The organism is Hymenobacter sp. BT559, from assembly GCF_016427535.1.
Taxonomy (GTDB): domain Bacteria; phylum Bacteroidota; class Bacteroidia; order Cytophagales; family Hymenobacteraceae; genus Hymenobacter.
Map to the genome: position 1 here is coordinate 257,675 of NZ_JAELXV010000006.1, position 15,584 is coordinate 273,258.

Below are 15,584 nucleotides of genomic sequence, written 5' to 3' on the forward strand. Positions count from 1 at the left end.
AGCTACCTAGGTGCGCTTAACTGGCAATCTCTTAGCACAGCATCCGGAAGGTGGCCTGCCAACTGCTTTGATGAAGCTGGACAATGGGAAACGGACGGGGTAAAGCTGTCGTGCTACGCAGCTTCGTCGCTAGTGTACCGCTGGCAGAATGCGCGCCGACGAGCTACGACTACCCGCGGGATAATTTTGTTCCTTCATGAGCGCCTCGACTATTTACTTTCACAGCTCTGCTGGGCTGGTACTAGAGCATTCACTTGATGGGTATGCCGAACTGCGCTACCTGCCCAGCAAACGCCAGCCCGGTGACCTAGCTATGCTGCTCACCCAGCTCGGGAGACTCTTGTTAGCACGGGGCTGGCACAAGTTTCTGTCCGATAATCGACAAATGACGCCTTACTCGCTTGACGAAAAGCAATGGTTTGTCAGCCATTGGCTTCCGGGCGCAGTGCCCCGCCCCACCCCGCTCACTGGTGTAGTCGTGCTACCCGAGCAGGTTGTGGCTCGCCTCTCTTTTTTGGAGATGTCGATGAAGGCAGCAGGGGGCTCCCTGCGCTACCGCACGTTTCAGGAACTTGACGAAGCCATGGCCTATCTCACAGCGCTCGTGCAGTAAAATGCGCCTGAAGAATCAGCCAGCAGTTGCGCTTGCCACTGCCTCTCTGCCGCTATATCGTTAAGCCATTCAACGAAGCAGCAGAGAGGCAGCGGCAAGCGCAGCACGACGGTTAGTTTTCGGAACTGTAAACACACCCCTAGAGCCTGCTGCTCGATTCAGCATGCAGCATTGCCTACCGCGCCGCCCCTACCAAGGCACCTAGGGCCGGCCGCGCAGCTGAAAGGCACGCGACACATTGAAGCCGAAGAAGATGTCGCCGTTGAGGAAATTGCCCGTCGTTTGGGGGATGAAGAATTTCTCAATCATGCCCTGCGAGTTGGTGACGTGCAGCTGAAAGACGTGGCCCCCGGTTTCGATGTCGAAGCCCAGGGCCAGGGAGTTGCGGAAGCTATCGGCAGTGGCGCCGGGCAGCAGGTAGTAGTATTCGCCGGTGAGGGCCAGGCGCTTGGTGAGCTTTTGGCGGGCAGCTAGGCCTAGGGCCCACACGTTGTTTTGGTCGCGACGCAGGTCTACGTAGTTGCGATGCACGAGCGTAGGCATGAGCTGTACCGACAGCGCCGAGCTGAACTTGCGGGCCAGCAGCGCCTGGTAGGTGTAGGTAAGGCGCGAGGTGGTCGTGCGCTCGGGCTGGGGCTCAAACCGCACCGACGACAGGGCCGCGCTGGCAAAAAGCGTAACCGACACCGGCAGTGCGCCCGGCCCCGAGCCCTGGCGCAGCAGCCGGTACTTGCCAAAGCCATCAAACGTCTTTTCGAGCGAGCTGCGGCCCACGCCCACCGCCAGCCGGTCGGTGAGGCCGTACTCTAGCCCCAGCCGGATGGTGGCCTGGTCGAGACCAAAGAAATTGTAGGCGCCGCTATTGAGGGTACCGAAGCGGTGCGAAATCAGGAACAGCAAGCTGCCCGCGCCCGGCGTCTCGATAGACTGCCCGTTGATGACGCGCGTGCCCTTGAAGGTGGCCACCGTCAGCTCGCGGCGCAGGCTGTCGCCGGTGAGGTGGTCGAGCTGCTGCATTAAGTCTTGCTGGGCGTGGGCGGGGGCCGCGCCCAGCAGCAGGGCGGCACCTAGGGCCAGCGGCCCCCAGGGTAGGGTTAGGTTCATAGGGGTGCGGAGCTAAGGGAGGGGGTCGCAGGCTAGGGCAACGGTCACATCCACGGTTTTGGCGATGTGCGCGCGCACAAGCAGCGGAATCTCGATGCGGTAGTCGGCCGGGGCTATCACAAACTTGGCGTTCACCAGCAAGTGGTTATTCTGGAGCTGCAGGGTGCCCGGCACCCGCACCCGCTGCGTGACCCCATGAATGGTGAGGTCGCCCTCGACCTGCACGGGTTGCGGACTGGCAGCAGCAAGCGCGCCAGCCTGAAAGTCGACCAAGCGCCCGCTAAACAAGGCCTTGGGGTACTTCTCCGACTCCACGTAGTTTTCGTTGAAGTGGTCCTGCATCAGGGGCTTCGGAAACTTGAATTCCTTCATCAGCACCGTGAAAGCCACCTGGCCCGTTTGCGTATCCACCACGGCCGCCACCTGTTGGTTGCGGGCGCTGATGTCTTCGATGGGTGTGGCCGAAAAGAAGCTGATGGTGCCCGTGCGCGTGAAGTACTTGGCGGGCGCCGGGGCGGGGCGGTGGGCCAGCCAGCCCAGCAGCCCCACCAAAAGCAGTAAGTGTTGCATAGCGTCTGCAAAAAGGAGGGTTAGTTGTTAGGAGCGCCCGCCGCCACCCACTTGCGCAGCTTGGCGCGGTCGCAGGCCGAGAGCTGGGCCCCGCCTTTAGGCATGGGCGAGTAGCCGGGCGCGTGGTCCACGGAGCCCAGCAGGCGGCCGCTGGTGGCGGCGGTTTTCGTTTGGGCGTAGGCGCCGAGGCCCACGCCACCAGCGGCCGCGCCGTTGGCGTGGCAGTTGCCGCAGTTTTGCAGCAGCAGCGGCGCCACGGTGGCGGCGTAAGTCACGCGGGTGGTGTCGCAGCTGGGGGTGGGCAGGGGGCCGCTGCCGAGCAAGTCTTCCCCATTTTGTGAGGCGCAGCCCCCAAGCAGGAGCGCCACGCCGGCGAGCAGTAATAATTTGGCAGGCATAAGCTGGGAGGATACTTGGTGGGCAAAGCAGCTAAAAGCAACTACTTGACACCTAGGGCGCCGCTACCATCCACACGTTGCCCACGCCGTCGCCCTCCACCGTATTGCGGGCGCTGTTGTCGGGGGTGTAGTAGTACAGCGGCAGGCCCTTGTAGGTGGTTTGCTGGCGCGAAGCACCGCCCGGCCCATCGGCACGGGTGATACTGCCAAAGTCACTAGCTTTCAAGCCCGAGGGCATTACCGTGGGCACCTCGCCATATACCGGCCACACGCTGGCGCAGCCCCCGGTGCAGTTGGTGGGCTGGGTGCTGGGGCTAGTTTGGTCTTTGGCGAAGGTGTAGAGCGTGCGGCCCTGGCCATCAATCAGGAAGCTTTTGAGGCTCGTGGCATTGGTCGTCTTGTTGGTGACGTTGGTGCGGGCCAGCAGCATGGAGTAGTCGGGCCGCATCGTAAACCACACGTTGCCCACCTTGTCGCCGGTCACCTGGCCAGGTTTTTCGCGCACAAACTGCCCGCTAGCATCGGCTGGGGCGTAGTAGTATACAGGCCAGCCCTTATAGGTAGTTTGCTGCTGCCCGCCGCTGGTCGTGATGGTGCCAAAGTCGCTGGCTTTTAAATCGCCACTTACCACAATGTTAGGTTCATAGAAGATGGGCCATACGCTGGCGCACCCCCCCGTGCAGTTGTTGGTGCCCGACAGGTCGCGGGCGAAATAGTAGAGCGTGTTGCCCGCCGCATCTACCATGTGGGGGCCGGCTACGGCATCGGGGGCCATCGCGATGGTGGGCGTGGGGGCCGGGTCGGGGCTATCCGATTGGTGGCAGCCGCCGAAGCTCAGGGCAAGGGCCAACAGGGGGCCGGCTACCCAGCCAAACGGCCGGGCATAAGAGTGGTGTCCAAACATGATAATGAGTGGTAAAGGGTTAAGCAATAAGCTAGTTAAAGCAGCCACCAAGCGGCTCCAAGTACCTGCCGGGCCCGGCAGGCGTGGGCAGGCCCTAGGGCCTGCCAGCAGCCCCGCCGCGAACGGGGCCGCTTACATATCGAATCAACGCCCGCTAGCCAGCGGGGCGGCTCCTGCGCAGCTACCGCAACAGCCCGTACTTGAGTGAGAAAGCAGCCCCAGCACTGGTGAGGCGTATCTGGCCCGCCCCCACCCCACCTAGCGGCACTTGCCAAAAAGGCTCGGCCTGCACTGACCAGCGCGTGCCCAGTGGCTTCTCAAAGCCGACAGCTAGATTGAGTACACTCAGGAAATGGTTGGACCCCTTGAGTACTTGCGCCGATTTGGTGAATGTCTGGCCGTTCATGGTCCAGTCGTAGCTGTAGCGTTCATCGCGCATCAGCAAAGAATTGAGCCCTAGGCTAGTAAATACAGTGAACGTTTTCCGGCTCACCACATCATAGCGTAGGTCGAGCGGAATTTCGGTCACGCGGCAGCTCGCCACCAGGTCATAGGTGCCCGGAAACCACTGCCAGGCGGCCGGGGCTTGGTAGTCGGTGCTGGCGGCCAGGTAGTGCTTCTGACTGCTGAGCAGGCCGGCCCGCAGCCGCAGCCGCGTCGTGAAGCGGTATTCTAGCGTGAGGCCGTAGTCGAGGCCCAGCCGGGCCGACTGGGCGGTGCGCACGCCGCTGGCGCTCGGCCCGGCCAGCAGGCCCACTACTACCCGATATGGGGGGCGCGGTGCCGGGCGCCGAGGCGGCGTCGAGTCGGCGGCGCGCTGCTGCATGGCCAGAGGACATACCGAATCAGGTATAGCACGTAGCGAATTAGCTACCGAATAGGATGGAACTTCTAGCAGAGCTGCTCGGCCATCCAACGATTCTACCGCTTCAACTTCTTTGGCATAAGCCATTTGTTTAAGAGCGTGCGAATGGCCTGCCGCCTGATGATGAAGCAAAGCGCCACCTAGGTTGGTCGGGCGAGCCACTGACTGAGCGCCTGGCTGCGCGGCCCGGCTTCTTCCCCTAGCCGCACTGGCAACTAGCAGCTTGCTACCACCCAAAAGCGAAATCTTAGCTAGTGGCTGTTCTGCATTCGCACGCTGCGTTTTAAGTATAGAAACTGGTGCTGAAACCTTACCTAGGGTCACGCCCAGTGAAGCTCCCTTTGCTTCACTTAGGTTACCTAGGGCAGCTGGCTTGGCTGAAACGGCGGGCTGCGTCGGGTGGGCAGAAGCGGTAAGCGATAAACCTGAAATTCGGCCGCTGGAAGCGCTGGCAGTGCCCATCGAACTAATGGCGGCTTGCGACAAGTTTAGCCGGCCAGCAGTAATACCTTCTGCAGGTGCTACTGGGCTAGCCAAGCGGGCTATTTGCCAAAGTAGCAATGCTATTACCAGCAGCTCGCCGGCAAAAAAACGGCCAACTTTCCGCCGCAGCCGCTGGGTGTGCGCGGCGGTATCGAGCTTGGTTTCCATGCGCGTCCATGCCTCCGGGGGCATCTCGTCCGGATACGCTTCCGCGCCGCGCCGAAAGAGCGCGTCCAGCTCTTCATCTGACATAGTGGGCGTAGGCATGGTGGTGGGTGCGTTTAAGCAAGTGTTTGAGACCGGCGCGGGCTTTAGATAGATTGGTTTTGGAAGCTCCCACCGTCATGTGCAGCTGCGCCGCGATTTCTTCGTGCGAGTAGCCGTCGATGACGTAGAGGTTGAAAACGGCCTGGCAGGCCGGCGATAGCTGCCCGATGAGGTGCAACAGTTCCTCAAAGGCCAGGGCATCGAGCGGCGTGTGCCCGCCGTCGGAGTAGTCGGGCCCGCCCTCCTCCATGCTGGTAAGCAGCGCGTGGCGGTGCTCGGCCCGAAACCGGTCGATGGCCGTGCGCACCATGATGCGATGCAGCCAGCCCGTGAGCGAGCCGCCTAGGTCGGGGTAGCGGGCAGCATCGAAGCGGGGCAGTTCCTGAAATACCTTCAGAAACCCATCGTTCACCGCTTCCAGCGCCACCTCGGGGTCGGGGAGGTAGCGCCGGCAAATGCTAGCGGCGAACCCGTAGTAGTGCTTGTACAGCAGGCCCTGGCCGTGCCGGTCCAGGGGCCGGCCCGCCACGAGTAGTTCCGCAAGCTGAAGGGGTAAGGGTCTGGACATGCCCGGTCGCTAATTACTTCCTACTACCTGACTCGGAGCGAATCTTCAAAAGGTTACCGGCATATCCCAAAAAAATAAGAGAAATTTTAAATTTATTTCAAAGTCGGCGCAGAAGCCATTTGCAAGTTGATGTTTACTAGCATAAAGAAAGCCCCAACTGTTTAGGTCAGGGCTTTCACTGGTGGCCATAATGTATAAGGCAATTCTCTGCGCTCTAAGTTTAAGCATGGGCTCGGCTGGCACCTAGGCCGGGACACAGGCCCTAATCGGGTGCTACCGACGTATCGCCGGGCGACTTCTTATTAATCGAGATGAGCAGCGCGGCCACTACAAACTGCGGGGCCAGCTGGCGCACGGGGGCGGCGGCGTAGCTGCCGGCGGCATCGGGCGTGGTGGCGTAGCGGTAGCCGTAGATGTTGTCGCGGCCAAGCAGGTTGGTGACGCCTAGGTGCACGATAGTATACTGCCCGGCCAGGTGCGTGAGGTAGCTCAAGCTGAGGTCAAGGCTTTGGTAGCTGGGCGTGCGGCCCTGGTTGAATCCGGGCAGGTTGGGGTCTTGGTAGGTGCGGGCGCTGCCGTAGCTGTAGGTGCCGCTCACTTGCAAGTGTAGCTTCTCAAACCAATACTTGCCCACCAAGCTCAGGTTGTGGGTGGCGGCGAAGGTGGGCGTAGCCAGGGCGAGGTCGGCCCGCGCTTGGCGGCGGGTATCGAGCAGGCCGTAGCTCACCCAAAAGTCGATTTTCTTAAAGGTCTGGTAGCGGTCGCGAAAGAAGATATCCACGCCTTGGGCGTAGCCGGTGCCGGAGTTGGCGTAGGCATTCCGATTCAAGAAATCGGCGCCATCGAAACGCACCAGGCCGCGGTAGTCTTTGCGGTAGAGCTCGGCGCGCAGCGTGCGGCTGCTAGTCTGGTACTGGTAGCTGAAGATGTAGTGCGCCGCCCGCTCGAACCCTAGGTTCGGCTGCACGCGCAGTAGGTCGTTGGTAGGGTTTTGGTAAAACAAGCCCCCGGCCAGCGCTACCTGCTGGCTGCTGCCCAGCTGCCAGGCCAGGGCCAGGCGTGGCGCCAGGTTGGCCTGCCGCAACAGCCCCGAATACTCGCCCCGCAGCCCTAGGCGCCCCGTGAGGCGCGGCGTCAAACTCAGGTCGCTTTCGGCAAATACGGCGGGGCGTTTTTCTAAAACGCTGGGGGTGAGCGTGGGCGATTCGGCCGTGGCCTGGTAGCGCAGGTCGTAGCGCTGCACGGTGGTTTCGGTGCCTACTTTCAGGTTAAACCAAGTGCTGGCCGAGTCGTTGGTGAGCACCAGGCGGGCAGTGGCGGTGCGCTCTAGCTCCTCCACGCGCAGGGGCTCGGGCTGCACGGCGTTGTGCTCGCTACCTAGGGCCAGGCCGGCGTTTAGGCTCCAGCCGTGGCGCAGGGCAGTGCGGTAAGTGGTGTTGAGGTAGTAGTTCTGGTTTTGCAGGCTAGTGAGCCGGCCGGTGGCGGCGTAGGCGGCTTCGGGGTCGGCTTGGCGGGTGGCTAGCTGCTGGCTGCTGTAGGTGCCGTAGATTTTGAATAAGCCGCCGCCCGTGGTGCGGTGGGCCAACCGCACCGAGCCACCTAGGCGCTGCGGGGCCTGCTCCCAGCCCTGGCCGGGGGCGGTGAGGCCAAAGTAGGGCGCCAGGTTGGTGTAGTCGAGCGTGGCCGAGGCCGAGGTACGGTCCCAGCGCTGGGTGCGCGAGAGGCTGCCGCCCACGCTCAGCAGCGAGATGCCGGTTTGGGTTTCGGGGTCGAGGTCAATGGAGTTCAAGCCCACCACCGCGCTCAGCGCCTGCCCGTACTCGGCCGAATAGCCGCCGGTGCTGAAAAGCGTGCCTTTAAATAAGGTGGGCGCAAACCGGCCCCGCGCCGGCACGCCGGCCGTGCTGCCGCCGTAGAAGCTTTGCACGGGCAGCCCGTCGAGGTAGTAGCGGGTTTCGGAAGCCGCGCCGCCGCGCACAAATAGCTTGCCCTCCTCCCCCACCCGCGTGGTGCCGGGCAGGGTGTTGAGAGCGCTGGCGATGTCGGCATTGGCCCCGGCCGTGGTCAGAATATCGAGCGGCTTGAGGGCGGCGGCCCGCTTTTCGTCGCTAGCCTCGAAGGCGCCCGCCACAATGCTGACGGTACCTAGGGAGGCTCGGCTTTCGCGCAGGCGGCGGGGCGGCAAAGCCAGCGGGCCGCCCGCTAGCGCCAGCGGCGTTTCCTGCATTTCGTAGCCGATGAGCGTGCACACCAGCGGCAGCGTGCCGGTGGCGGTGGTACTAAAGGCAAAGCGCCCGAGCGAGTCGGTAGTAGCGCCGTCGAAGGTGGTTTTCAGAAACACGTTTACGCCGGGCAGCGGGCGGCCAGCCCCATCTAGCACCGTGCCGCTGAGCTGGGTGGTCCCTAGGTTGGGGTGGGCGGGCGCCGGGGCCGTGAGCGGGGCAGCGGGCGCCTGGGCAGCGGCAGTACCTAGGGTGGCAAACGTGAGGAGCAGGGGCAGTAGCGGTGCTTTCATGGGGCCGGATAGCTTGGGGTGGCTTGGTGGCTCAAAGGTGTCGGCCTAGGTAGGCACCTTCAATTAAAAGCTACTGAACCGGCAAAACCCCGGCTTGAACCGTCGCGGAAGCCGGTTTGGGCGCGGCCAGGCAACGCCAGCGGGGCGGCTGCGTTGTAGGCGGTGGAAATGTGTATTTTCGCCCCCGCTCTAGTTATTCCATAATGCCTGACTCTGTCCTTCCCGTCGATTACCAACACCTTTTTCGGTCACTGCCCGAGAGCTTCCTGCTGATGGGCCCTGACTCTACCGTGCTTGACAATACCGATAGCCACGTGGCCGTGTCGCTCAAGAGCCGGGAAGAAGCAGTAGGCAAAACTATTTTTGAGGCCTACCCCACCTCCGGCACCAGCGGTGTCAATGCCATTCAGGAGTCGCACGACTATGTGCGGCAGCACCTCGAGCCGCACACCATGCCGCTCATTCGCTATGACCTGGCTGGGGCCGATGGCCAGCTTGAAGAATTTTACTGGCAAGCCACCCACTACCCCATTCTCGACGCCCAGGGCCAGCTGCAATACATTTTGCAGCGCACTCAAAACGTGACCGAGCAGCTGCGCATGGCCAAGGCCGCCGCCGAGGCTCAGGCCAAGCTGGCCGAGGAGCAGTCGCGCACGCTTTTCATCCTGGAAAGCCTGCCGGTATTTATCTGGACCACTACGCCCACCGGTGAGGCCGATTACTTTAACCCGCGCTGGCTGGCTTTCACCGGCCGGAACTTGGCCGAAGAGCTAGGCGAGCAGTGGACCGCCGACCTGCACCCCGACGACCAAGCACGCGTGCAAACCACCTGGCAGCAGTGCGTGGTCACCGGCGAGTCGTTTCAGGCCGAGTACCGTCTGCGCCGCGCCGATGGCGAGTACCGCTGGCTGCTGAGCCGCGCCGAGCCCCGCCGCGCCGACGATGGCACTATTACGATGTGGGTAGGCGGCGCCACCGACATCCACGACCAGAAGCTGATGGTGCAGGAGCTGCTCGACACCAACGAGCAGCAAGCCAGCCTCTCGGAGCAAGCCTACCAAAACTACCAACTGGCCCAGCAGCAACGCCAAACCCTGTACGGCCTGCTCATGCAGGCGCCAGCCTGCATCGGCATCACGCGGGGACCACAGCACCGCTTCGAGTTTGTGAATGAGGGCTTAGCTGAGCTAGTAAACCACACCAAGCTGGTGGGCCGTACCACCGAAGAGGCTTTCCCCGAGCTGCGCGGCCAGGGTATACTCGAAGAACTAGATAAAGTGTACGCCACCGGCGAAAGCTACCACGGCCGCGAAATCCTCGTTCGGCTCGATACCAACGATGGCAGCGGCCAGCTGCGCGAGGCGTACTTCAACTCGCTTTACCAGCGCTTTGACGAAGGCGGCCAGGCGGCGGGCATCACCATCTATGCCTACGAAGTCACCGAGCTAGTCGAAACTCGCCGCAAGCTCAACGAGCTACTAGGGCAGTAAGCACTTAGCCCAAACCGAGCGCTCAAACAGCGCACAGCAAAGCACCTTATAAGCACCACGCACTTCTATTAGAAGGTGGTGCCTACGAGGTGCTTTGCTGTTGTTAAGGCTACGTATCTAGTTAACCTCTTAATAATTAAGACCTGTACGGATAGTAGCAGGTCATGCCGAGCGAAGCAGCTCGCGTGGCGCAGTAATCAATGACGCAAACAGACATCAGCACGCGAGATGCTTCGCTGCGCGCTGCATGACCAACGATTTTATCGACTACCCACGCATCCCAATGCGTTCGGCCTCAGCAGCTACCTAGGAAGCTATTGTAAAGTCTGATTGGAAATGGAAGCTTATTTATTCCAGACATAATCAATAAACAGTTTTAATGCTTATTCATCAACCACTTATCCTCAAAAACCTAACCCCTAGGGCACCACCTAGCTACTACTAGATTTCAGAAACACTTTCCTCAAAAAGTCAGCTTTTGGCAAAAGCTAGTTAGCGGTGGCGATAGCAAGCGGCTCACCTTTGAGCATGCTACTCGCCCCCACGCAACCCCTGACTAGCGCTCGCCCGCGCCCCGCAGACGCAGCCCTGCATCCCAACTTTGCTGAGCGCCTGTTTGTGGCGTTGCAGCGCCACTCGGCCCAGGAAGTGCTGCGCTGGCCCGCGGCCCAGCCCGGCGCCACCCCGCATAGGGTGAGTGGGGCCGCCCTGCTGGCACGGGTGCAGGCCTGGCAGCAGGCGCTCGAAGTCTTTGGGCCACTGCCCCTAGGGACGCCCGTGCTGCTGGCCCACCCCGGCAGCCCCGAGCTAGTGGCGGCGCTGCTGGCGGTGCTCGGCCTAGGTGGGGTGCCCGTGCTACCCCCGGCGGGTGCGGGGGTTCGCACACTTTACCACTTGCTCAAGGCCGAGCGCATTGGGCTGGCGGTGGTAGCGCCCGGTGCTCGGCGCCGCCTAGGGTGGCTGGGGAGCCTAATAGGCTGCCGCTGCGTAGCCGCACCCGTCGTGGCCAACTACGACGAGTGGGAGGCCCCCAAGCCGGGCGCCGTGGCCACGCCCGTATTGCGCGCCGTGCGCCCCGAGCAACCAGCCCTGATTTCGCACAGCTCGGGCTCGACAGCGGGGCGGCCAGCGGCGGTGCGGCGCAGCCACCGCGTGCTGCAAGCCCAGCACGAAGCACTGCGCACGCAGTTTCCGCCCTGGCCGGGGCAGCGCGACTTTCCGCTGTTTCCCAACATCATCTTGCACAACCTGGCCGTGGGGACGCTCAGCATCGTGCCCGACCTGCCCGGCGGCAAGCTGGCGCAGCTCGACCCCGCCCGCGTGGTAGCCCAGCTGATTACCGAGCGCGTCGAAACCCTGACGGGCAACGTGTTTTACTTCGAGCGACTGCTGGCCTACCTAGGGCAGCAGCCGGCCATATTCCCTGGGGTGCGGGCGCTGGGCGTCGGCGGCTCGCCGGTGCCCGAGGCGCTGCTGGTGGCACTGCGCCGCTGGTTTCCGCGGGCTGTGTGCCACGTCATCTACGGCGCCTCCGAGGCCGAGCCCATCACCGTGCGCACCGTGGACGGCCCCGCCCTCGACCCGCGCCTGGGGTACTGCGTGGGCCAGCCGCACGCGGGCCTCACCATTCAGCTGCATGAGCCGCAGCCGGTGTGGCAACCCGATGCAACCCGCACCGCCCTAGGTGCCCCCTCTGGCCCGCCGCGCTACCAAACCGGCGAGGTGCTGGTGCGCGGGCTGCACGTGGCGGCGGCCCCCGGCGCCTGGCTGCCTACTGGCGACTTTGGCTATTTCGACGCGGCTGGGCAGCTCTGGCTCACGGGCCGGCGCGGGGCGGCGGCGCTGGTGCGCGGCGTAGGCCACTACCAGCTCGAGCATTACCTACGCCAGCTGCCTGGCGTGGTGCAAGTAGCCGCGCTGCCCCGCCCCGACGGCTCGGCCTTCGACGTGCTGGTGGCCGGCAGCATCACAGCGGCGGCCGTGCAGGCGGCCAGCGCGGCCGCGTTTGAGCCGGGGCTGGTGGGGCGGGTAACCTTCTGCGCCCGGCTGCCCGTCGATGGCCGGCACTTCTCCAAAATTCGCTACGACCTCCTTCGCTAACCTTCGCTCTACCCCCGTTCGCTATGCAATCCGAATTTGCCCGCATCCCCCTCGACCGCCTGCGCTATGGCTTGGTTTGGGAAGACCACGCCACTTTGTACCAGGCACTCGACCTAGGGCCCGATGACCACGCGCTCATCATCACCTCGGCGGGCTGCAACGCCCTGAATGCGCTGCTCGCCGGCCCGCGCCAGGTCACGGCCATCGACCTGAACCCGCTGCAAAACCGGTTGCTGGCCCTCAAGGCGCACGCCATCGCGCACCACCCGCCGGCGGTGCTGCGCGGGCTGCTGGGCCTCGATGGCCCGGCCGCAGTAGCCGCGGCCACCGCCGCGCTGCAAGCCACCCTGCCCCCGGCCGACTACGCCGACTGGACCGCTTACCTAACCCGGCACCCTAGGGGCCTGCTGCTGGCTGGGCAGCTCGAAAGCTACGTCACGGGCTTCGTGCCTAGCCTGCCGGCCGCGTGGCAGGCCCGGCTGCGGGGCTTACTCACCTGCGGCAGCGTGGCCGAGCAGTGGGCCTACTTTCGGCAGGAGCTAGACCAACCGGCATTTCAGGCGCTATTCGTGGCCTATTTCGACGCGGCCAACCTCAGCCAAGGGCGCGACCCGCGTCTGTTTCGCTACGCAGCCGCATCGGGTGGAGCTATATTTTATGAGCGGCTGCGGCGGCAATTGAGCCAGCGGCTGGCGAGGGATAATTTCTTCTTCCGCTTCCTATTCTTTGGGCCCGAAAACCTGCCAGAAGCCCTACTGCCGCCCTGCTACCAAGCTGCCCACCAGTCGCAGCTACGCCGCAGCTTGGGCCGGCTGCGGCTCGTGACAGGCGAGGCCAGCGAGTTTCTGCTCTCGGCCGCTGGGCACGACGTGACAAAAGCCAGCTTGTCTAACATTTTTGAGTACGTCAGCCCAGCCGAGTTTGGGCGCGTGAGCCGGGCGCTGGCGGCTCGGCCTGCCCCACTGCGTTTGGTTTTCTGGAATTTGCTGCAAGCTCAGGCCCCCCGGCGCACGGCGGCAGTGCCGCTGCTAACCGCCACTTCAGCCACCATAGGGGCGCACGATGCTTGTTTCTACTTCGGCGGCGTGCGGGTGCTGGCATATGCCGGCTGCTCAGCGCCTGTCGCCGCGCCAGCACCGCTGCTACAGGCTGTCTAGGTGAGCGTCGCGGGGTATAGCTGACTAATTGCGCGGACTTTGTAGTCCATGACTACGCACCCTTAAACGCGGACTACGAAGTCCGCGCAGCAGTGCACCACACCCACTTCAGAAATGCTTTTGGCTACCTAGGGCACCTAGGCGCCAACCACCTTCTTCTATTCTACTTCCTATGAATCCGGACTTTTTGCAAGCGCTACTGCGCCAGCACGCTCCTACCCAGGCGGCTGAAGTGCGGGCGGTGCGCCCCCGGGCACTCGATAGCTCCACCAGCATTTTATCTAGCCTCACAGCGGGGCGCACAGCGCAGCCCATCGGCCTGTTTGGGCTAGATGTAGAGCTGCGCGAGGCTGGCCAGCCCTGGCGCACCGAGCGCCTGGTGCTTAAGGCCAAGCCCCACGCTCGCGCCATTTGTCAGATGATTACGGGCCTGGCCCAGGCTTGTGGTGGGGCCGTGGCCGAGGTGTACCCGGCTTTTGAGTATCTCACCGGCTTTGGCGCTACGCACCGGCGCGAGCTGGCCGTGTACGCCGCCCCGCCCAGCCCGGCTGCCACTCTGCTGCCGCGCGTGTGGGCCACCCACGCCGACCCGGCCACTGATACGTACCTCGTGGTGCTGGAAGACCTAAGTGAACGCGAGCTGCTGAACTCAGTGCTTGCCCCCGCCCACTGGACCGATACCCACCTGCGGGCGGCCCTGCGCCAGCTCGCTGCCTGGCACGCGCACCACCTCGTGCCCAGCGGCGCCGCGGCGCCCGAGGCCGCGCCAGCTACTTGGCCGCAGCTTGCTCCGCTTTGGGAAGCGCTGCTCGACCACGCCGGGCGGCACTTCCCGGAGCAGTATTCGGCGGCGCGGCGGCAGCAGCTGGGCCAGGCCATTCGGGAAGTACCGGGCAACTGGGCCACCCTAGGCACCCTGCCCAAAACACTTATTCACAACGACCTGAACCCGCGCAATACCTGCTTCAGGCCCGGCGCCGATGGCCAGCCCCAACTGGTGGCCTACGACTGGGAGCTGGCTACCTACCACCTGCCGCAGTACGACGCCGTGGAGCTGCTGTGCTTCGTGCTCGGGCCCGACCGCTACCACCTCCGCGCTGAGTACCTAGACTACTATCGCCAGCAACTGCACGCCTGCACCGGCCGCTTCGCCGACGAGGCCGCCTTTGCCGAAGGCACCCGCCTGGCTACCCTGGAGTTTGGCTTGCACCGCCTAGGGCTCTACTTGCTGCCGCACGCGCTCAGCCCCTACCCCTTTTTGCCGCGGGTGATAGAAAGCTTTTTTGCGGCAATGGCGGGTGGTGATTAGTGCTTAGCGGTTCGTATACCTGTCATTGCGCGCGTAGCGAAGCAATCGCACCTGGATGAGACTAACTAGGTCCCGTCCTGATGCGATTGCTTCGCTACGCTCGCAATGACAAACACGGTTAAACGATACTAGTTAAGCTCTATACCAATTCCTGCTCAAACAGCGCGTAGTGGGTCACCTCGGTAGGCAGGTTTTTGAGGAAGCGCAACGCACGGTTGCCGGTGCGCATGAGGCAAAAAACCACATCGTCGTAGTGGGCATGAAACTCCTGCATGGCGTAGGCAGCCAGCAGCGCCTGCAGGCCCTGGCCGCGGTAGTCGGGGTGCACGCCCACGGTTTTGGCTAGCAGGGTGCGGGTGGTGAGGCGCGGGTAGTCGCGGGCGTACACGGGGTGCTCGCTGATAGCCCGGCCCAGCGAGTGGTAATTGGGCTGGCACAGGCTGAGAGCCGCCAGCCGCCCGCTCGGCCGGTGCCGAAACAGCACCGAAGCGTGCGGGCACAGCCCCTCGGCATACGCGTGGTTGTAGAGCACCCGAAACTGCGCCTTGCTCACGGCCCGGTAGGCTGGGTTACGGCTGAAAATCTGCTGAATCAGCTCAAAAATCTCATCCTCCAGCTCGTCCCAGACCAGCGGCGTAAGGGGGATAAACTCGAATGGCAGTTGGTACAGCTGCTGCTCCACCGAGCGCTGCTGCTCATATACCAGCGGCACATCCTGGGCCCGCAAGTGGTGGCTTTCGAAGGTCAGCGCCGGCCGAAACCCCAATTCTTCGAGCAGGCTGGGGTAGTAGGGCGGATTCACGGGCTCGCGGTTGAACTGCCGCCACGAGGGCACAGCCCCTAGCCGCAGCCGGTAGCGAAAGTAGGTGCTGAAGTGCAGCGGCCCCTGCACCACCTTAAACCCCCGCTCGGAAGCATCGCTGTAGAGTTGGTCGAAGGCTACCTGATTGAGCAGCAGTTCACCCGACGTTTCCCAAAACCCGAAGTAAGCGACCTCGCCCCCGGCTTTGGGAAACAAGCCCGCGAGGCGCATATTCCAGTGGTCGGTGTAAAAAACGATGTCGTGGGTAGCGGCTAGCTCGGCACAAAGCTCAGCGGCGGGCTCATCGTCGGGCGCGTAGCCCAAACCGGCATAAGGCTGCCGGCCCACAGTATCGAAGCTCGCGGGCAGCTCGCCGGTGTAGGGCAAGCGGTCTAAAAAAACGGACATAGAAAGGCTAGGAGAGTGTTTTCAAGAGCGG

At 63.3% G+C, this 15,584-nt stretch carries 13 protein-coding genes; 5 read left to right on the plus strand and 8 right to left on the minus strand.

The features are described 5' to 3' along the window. Positions 1-196 precede the first annotated feature (196 nt). The gene (locus JAO77_RS19110) at positions 197-613 is read left to right on the plus strand and encodes a hypothetical protein (RefSeq protein ID WP_198992036.1); all 417 of its coding nucleotides are present in this window, start codon (positions 197-199) and stop codon (positions 611-613) included. 201 nt (positions 614-814) lie between these two features. Here JAO77_RS19110 and JAO77_RS19115 read toward each other — a convergent pair whose 3' ends face one another. The 7 genes from JAO77_RS19115 to JAO77_RS19145 form a co-directional block, all read right to left on the minus strand. After that, positions 815-1,717: a DUF5777 family beta-barrel protein gene (locus JAO77_RS19115; protein ID WP_198992037.1), complete on the minus strand. Its 903-nt coding sequence runs from the start codon at positions 1,715-1,717 to the stop codon at positions 815-817. Between the two features lie 12 nt (positions 1,718-1,729). After that, positions 1,730-2,287 (minus strand): YceI family protein, encoded by a 558-nt coding sequence (locus JAO77_RS19120; protein WP_198992038.1) that lies wholly within the window; start codon positions 2,285-2,287, stop codon positions 1,730-1,732. 20 nt (positions 2,288-2,307) lie between these two features. Next, positions 2,308-2,685 (minus strand): hypothetical protein, encoded by a 378-nt coding sequence (locus tag JAO77_RS19125; protein WP_198992039.1) that lies wholly within the window; start codon positions 2,683-2,685, stop codon positions 2,308-2,310. A 52-nt stretch (positions 2,686-2,737) separates the two neighbouring features. Then, a complete protein-coding gene (locus JAO77_RS19130; RefSeq protein WP_198992040.1) occupies positions 2,738-3,589 on the minus strand; it encodes a hypothetical protein in 852 nt (283 codons plus the stop codon). A 181-nt stretch (positions 3,590-3,770) separates the two neighbouring features. Further along, positions 3,771-4,415, minus strand: coding sequence for a hypothetical protein (locus JAO77_RS19135; protein WP_198992041.1), 645 nt, complete (start codon positions 4,413-4,415; stop codon positions 3,771-3,773). 763 nt (positions 4,416-5,178) lie between these two features. After that, the gene (locus JAO77_RS19140) at positions 5,179-5,772 is read right to left on the minus strand and encodes an RNA polymerase sigma factor (protein ID WP_198992042.1); all 594 of its coding nucleotides are present in this window, start codon (positions 5,770-5,772) and stop codon (positions 5,179-5,181) included. A gap of 262 nt (positions 5,773-6,034) precedes the next feature. Further along, positions 6,035-8,287 carry a TonB-dependent receptor gene (locus JAO77_RS19145; protein WP_198992043.1) on the minus strand — a complete coding sequence of 751 codons (2,253 nt, stop codon included), beginning with the start codon at positions 8,285-8,287 and terminating at the stop codon, positions 6,035-6,037. A gap of 203 nt (positions 8,288-8,490) precedes the next feature. On the opposite strand from JAO77_RS19145, the gene JAO77_RS19150 reads away from it, so the two are divergent. The 4 genes from JAO77_RS19150 (at position 8,491) to JAO77_RS19165 (ending at position 14,343) form a co-directional block, all read left to right on the plus strand. Then, positions 8,491-9,777 (plus strand): PAS domain-containing protein, encoded by a 1,287-nt coding sequence (locus JAO77_RS19150; protein ID WP_198992044.1) that lies wholly within the window; start codon positions 8,491-8,493, stop codon positions 9,775-9,777. A 528-nt stretch (positions 9,778-10,305) separates the two neighbouring features. Next, a complete protein-coding gene (locus JAO77_RS19155; RefSeq protein ID WP_198992045.1) occupies positions 10,306-11,877 on the plus strand; it encodes an AMP-binding protein in 1,572 nt (523 codons plus the stop codon). Positions 11,878-11,900: 23 nt separating this feature from the next. Then, positions 11,901-13,034 carry a DUF3419 family protein gene (locus JAO77_RS19160; protein ID WP_198992046.1) on the plus strand — a complete coding sequence of 378 codons (1,134 nt, stop codon included), beginning with the start codon at positions 11,901-11,903 and terminating at the stop codon, positions 13,032-13,034. Positions 13,035-13,206: 172 nt separating this feature from the next. Next, entirely contained in the window at positions 13,207-14,343 is a 1,137-nt protein-coding gene (locus JAO77_RS19165) for a phosphotransferase (RefSeq protein WP_198992047.1), read from the plus strand. Positions 14,344-14,482: 139 nt separating this feature from the next. Here the strand turns inward: JAO77_RS19165 and JAO77_RS19170 are convergent, their stop codons facing one another. Continuing rightward, positions 14,483-15,553, minus strand: a complete 1,071-nt coding sequence (locus JAO77_RS19170) for a GNAT family N-acetyltransferase (RefSeq protein ID WP_198992048.1) — start codon at positions 15,551-15,553, stop codon at positions 14,483-14,485. Positions 15,554-15,584 lie beyond the last annotated feature (31 nt).

Bases quoted from the DNA above. Each gene is read 5' to 3' on its own strand.
- JAO77_RS19110 (WP_198992036.1), top strand. From the start codon at position 197: ATGAGCGCCTCGACTATTTACTTTCACAGCTCTGCTGGGCTGGTACTA.
- JAO77_RS19115 (WP_198992037.1), bottom strand. From the start codon at position 1,717: ATGAACCTAACCCTACCCTGGGGGCCGCTGGCCCTAGGTGCCGCCCTG.
- JAO77_RS19120 (WP_198992038.1), bottom strand. From the start codon at position 2,287: ATGCAACACTTACTGCTTTTGGTGGGGCTGCTGGGCTGGCTGGCCCAC.
- JAO77_RS19125 (WP_198992039.1), bottom strand. From the start codon at position 2,685: ATGCCTGCCAAATTATTACTGCTCGCCGGCGTGGCGCTCCTGCTTGGG.
- JAO77_RS19130 (WP_198992040.1), bottom strand. From the start codon at position 3,589: ATGTTTGGACACCACTCTTATGCCCGGCCGTTTGGCTGGGTAGCCGGC.
- JAO77_RS19135 (WP_198992041.1), bottom strand. From the start codon at position 4,415: ATGCAGCAGCGCGCCGCCGACTCGACGCCGCCTCGGCGCCCGGCACCG.
- JAO77_RS19140 (WP_198992042.1), bottom strand. From the start codon at position 5,772: ATGTCCAGACCCTTACCCCTTCAGCTTGCGGAACTACTCGTGGCGGGC.
- JAO77_RS19145 (WP_198992043.1), bottom strand. From the start codon at position 8,287: ATGAAAGCACCGCTACTGCCCCTGCTCCTCACGTTTGCCACCCTAGGT.
- JAO77_RS19150 (WP_198992044.1), top strand. From the start codon at position 8,491: ATGCCTGACTCTGTCCTTCCCGTCGATTACCAACACCTTTTTCGGTCA.
- JAO77_RS19155 (WP_198992045.1), top strand. From the start codon at position 10,306: ATGCTACTCGCCCCCACGCAACCCCTGACTAGCGCTCGCCCGCGCCCC.
- JAO77_RS19160 (WP_198992046.1), top strand. From the start codon at position 11,901: ATGCAATCCGAATTTGCCCGCATCCCCCTCGACCGCCTGCGCTATGGC.
- JAO77_RS19165 (WP_198992047.1), top strand. From the start codon at position 13,207: ATGAATCCGGACTTTTTGCAAGCGCTACTGCGCCAGCACGCTCCTACC.
- JAO77_RS19170 (WP_198992048.1), bottom strand. From the start codon at position 15,553: ATGTCCGTTTTTTTAGACCGCTTGCCCTACACCGGCGAGCTGCCCGCG.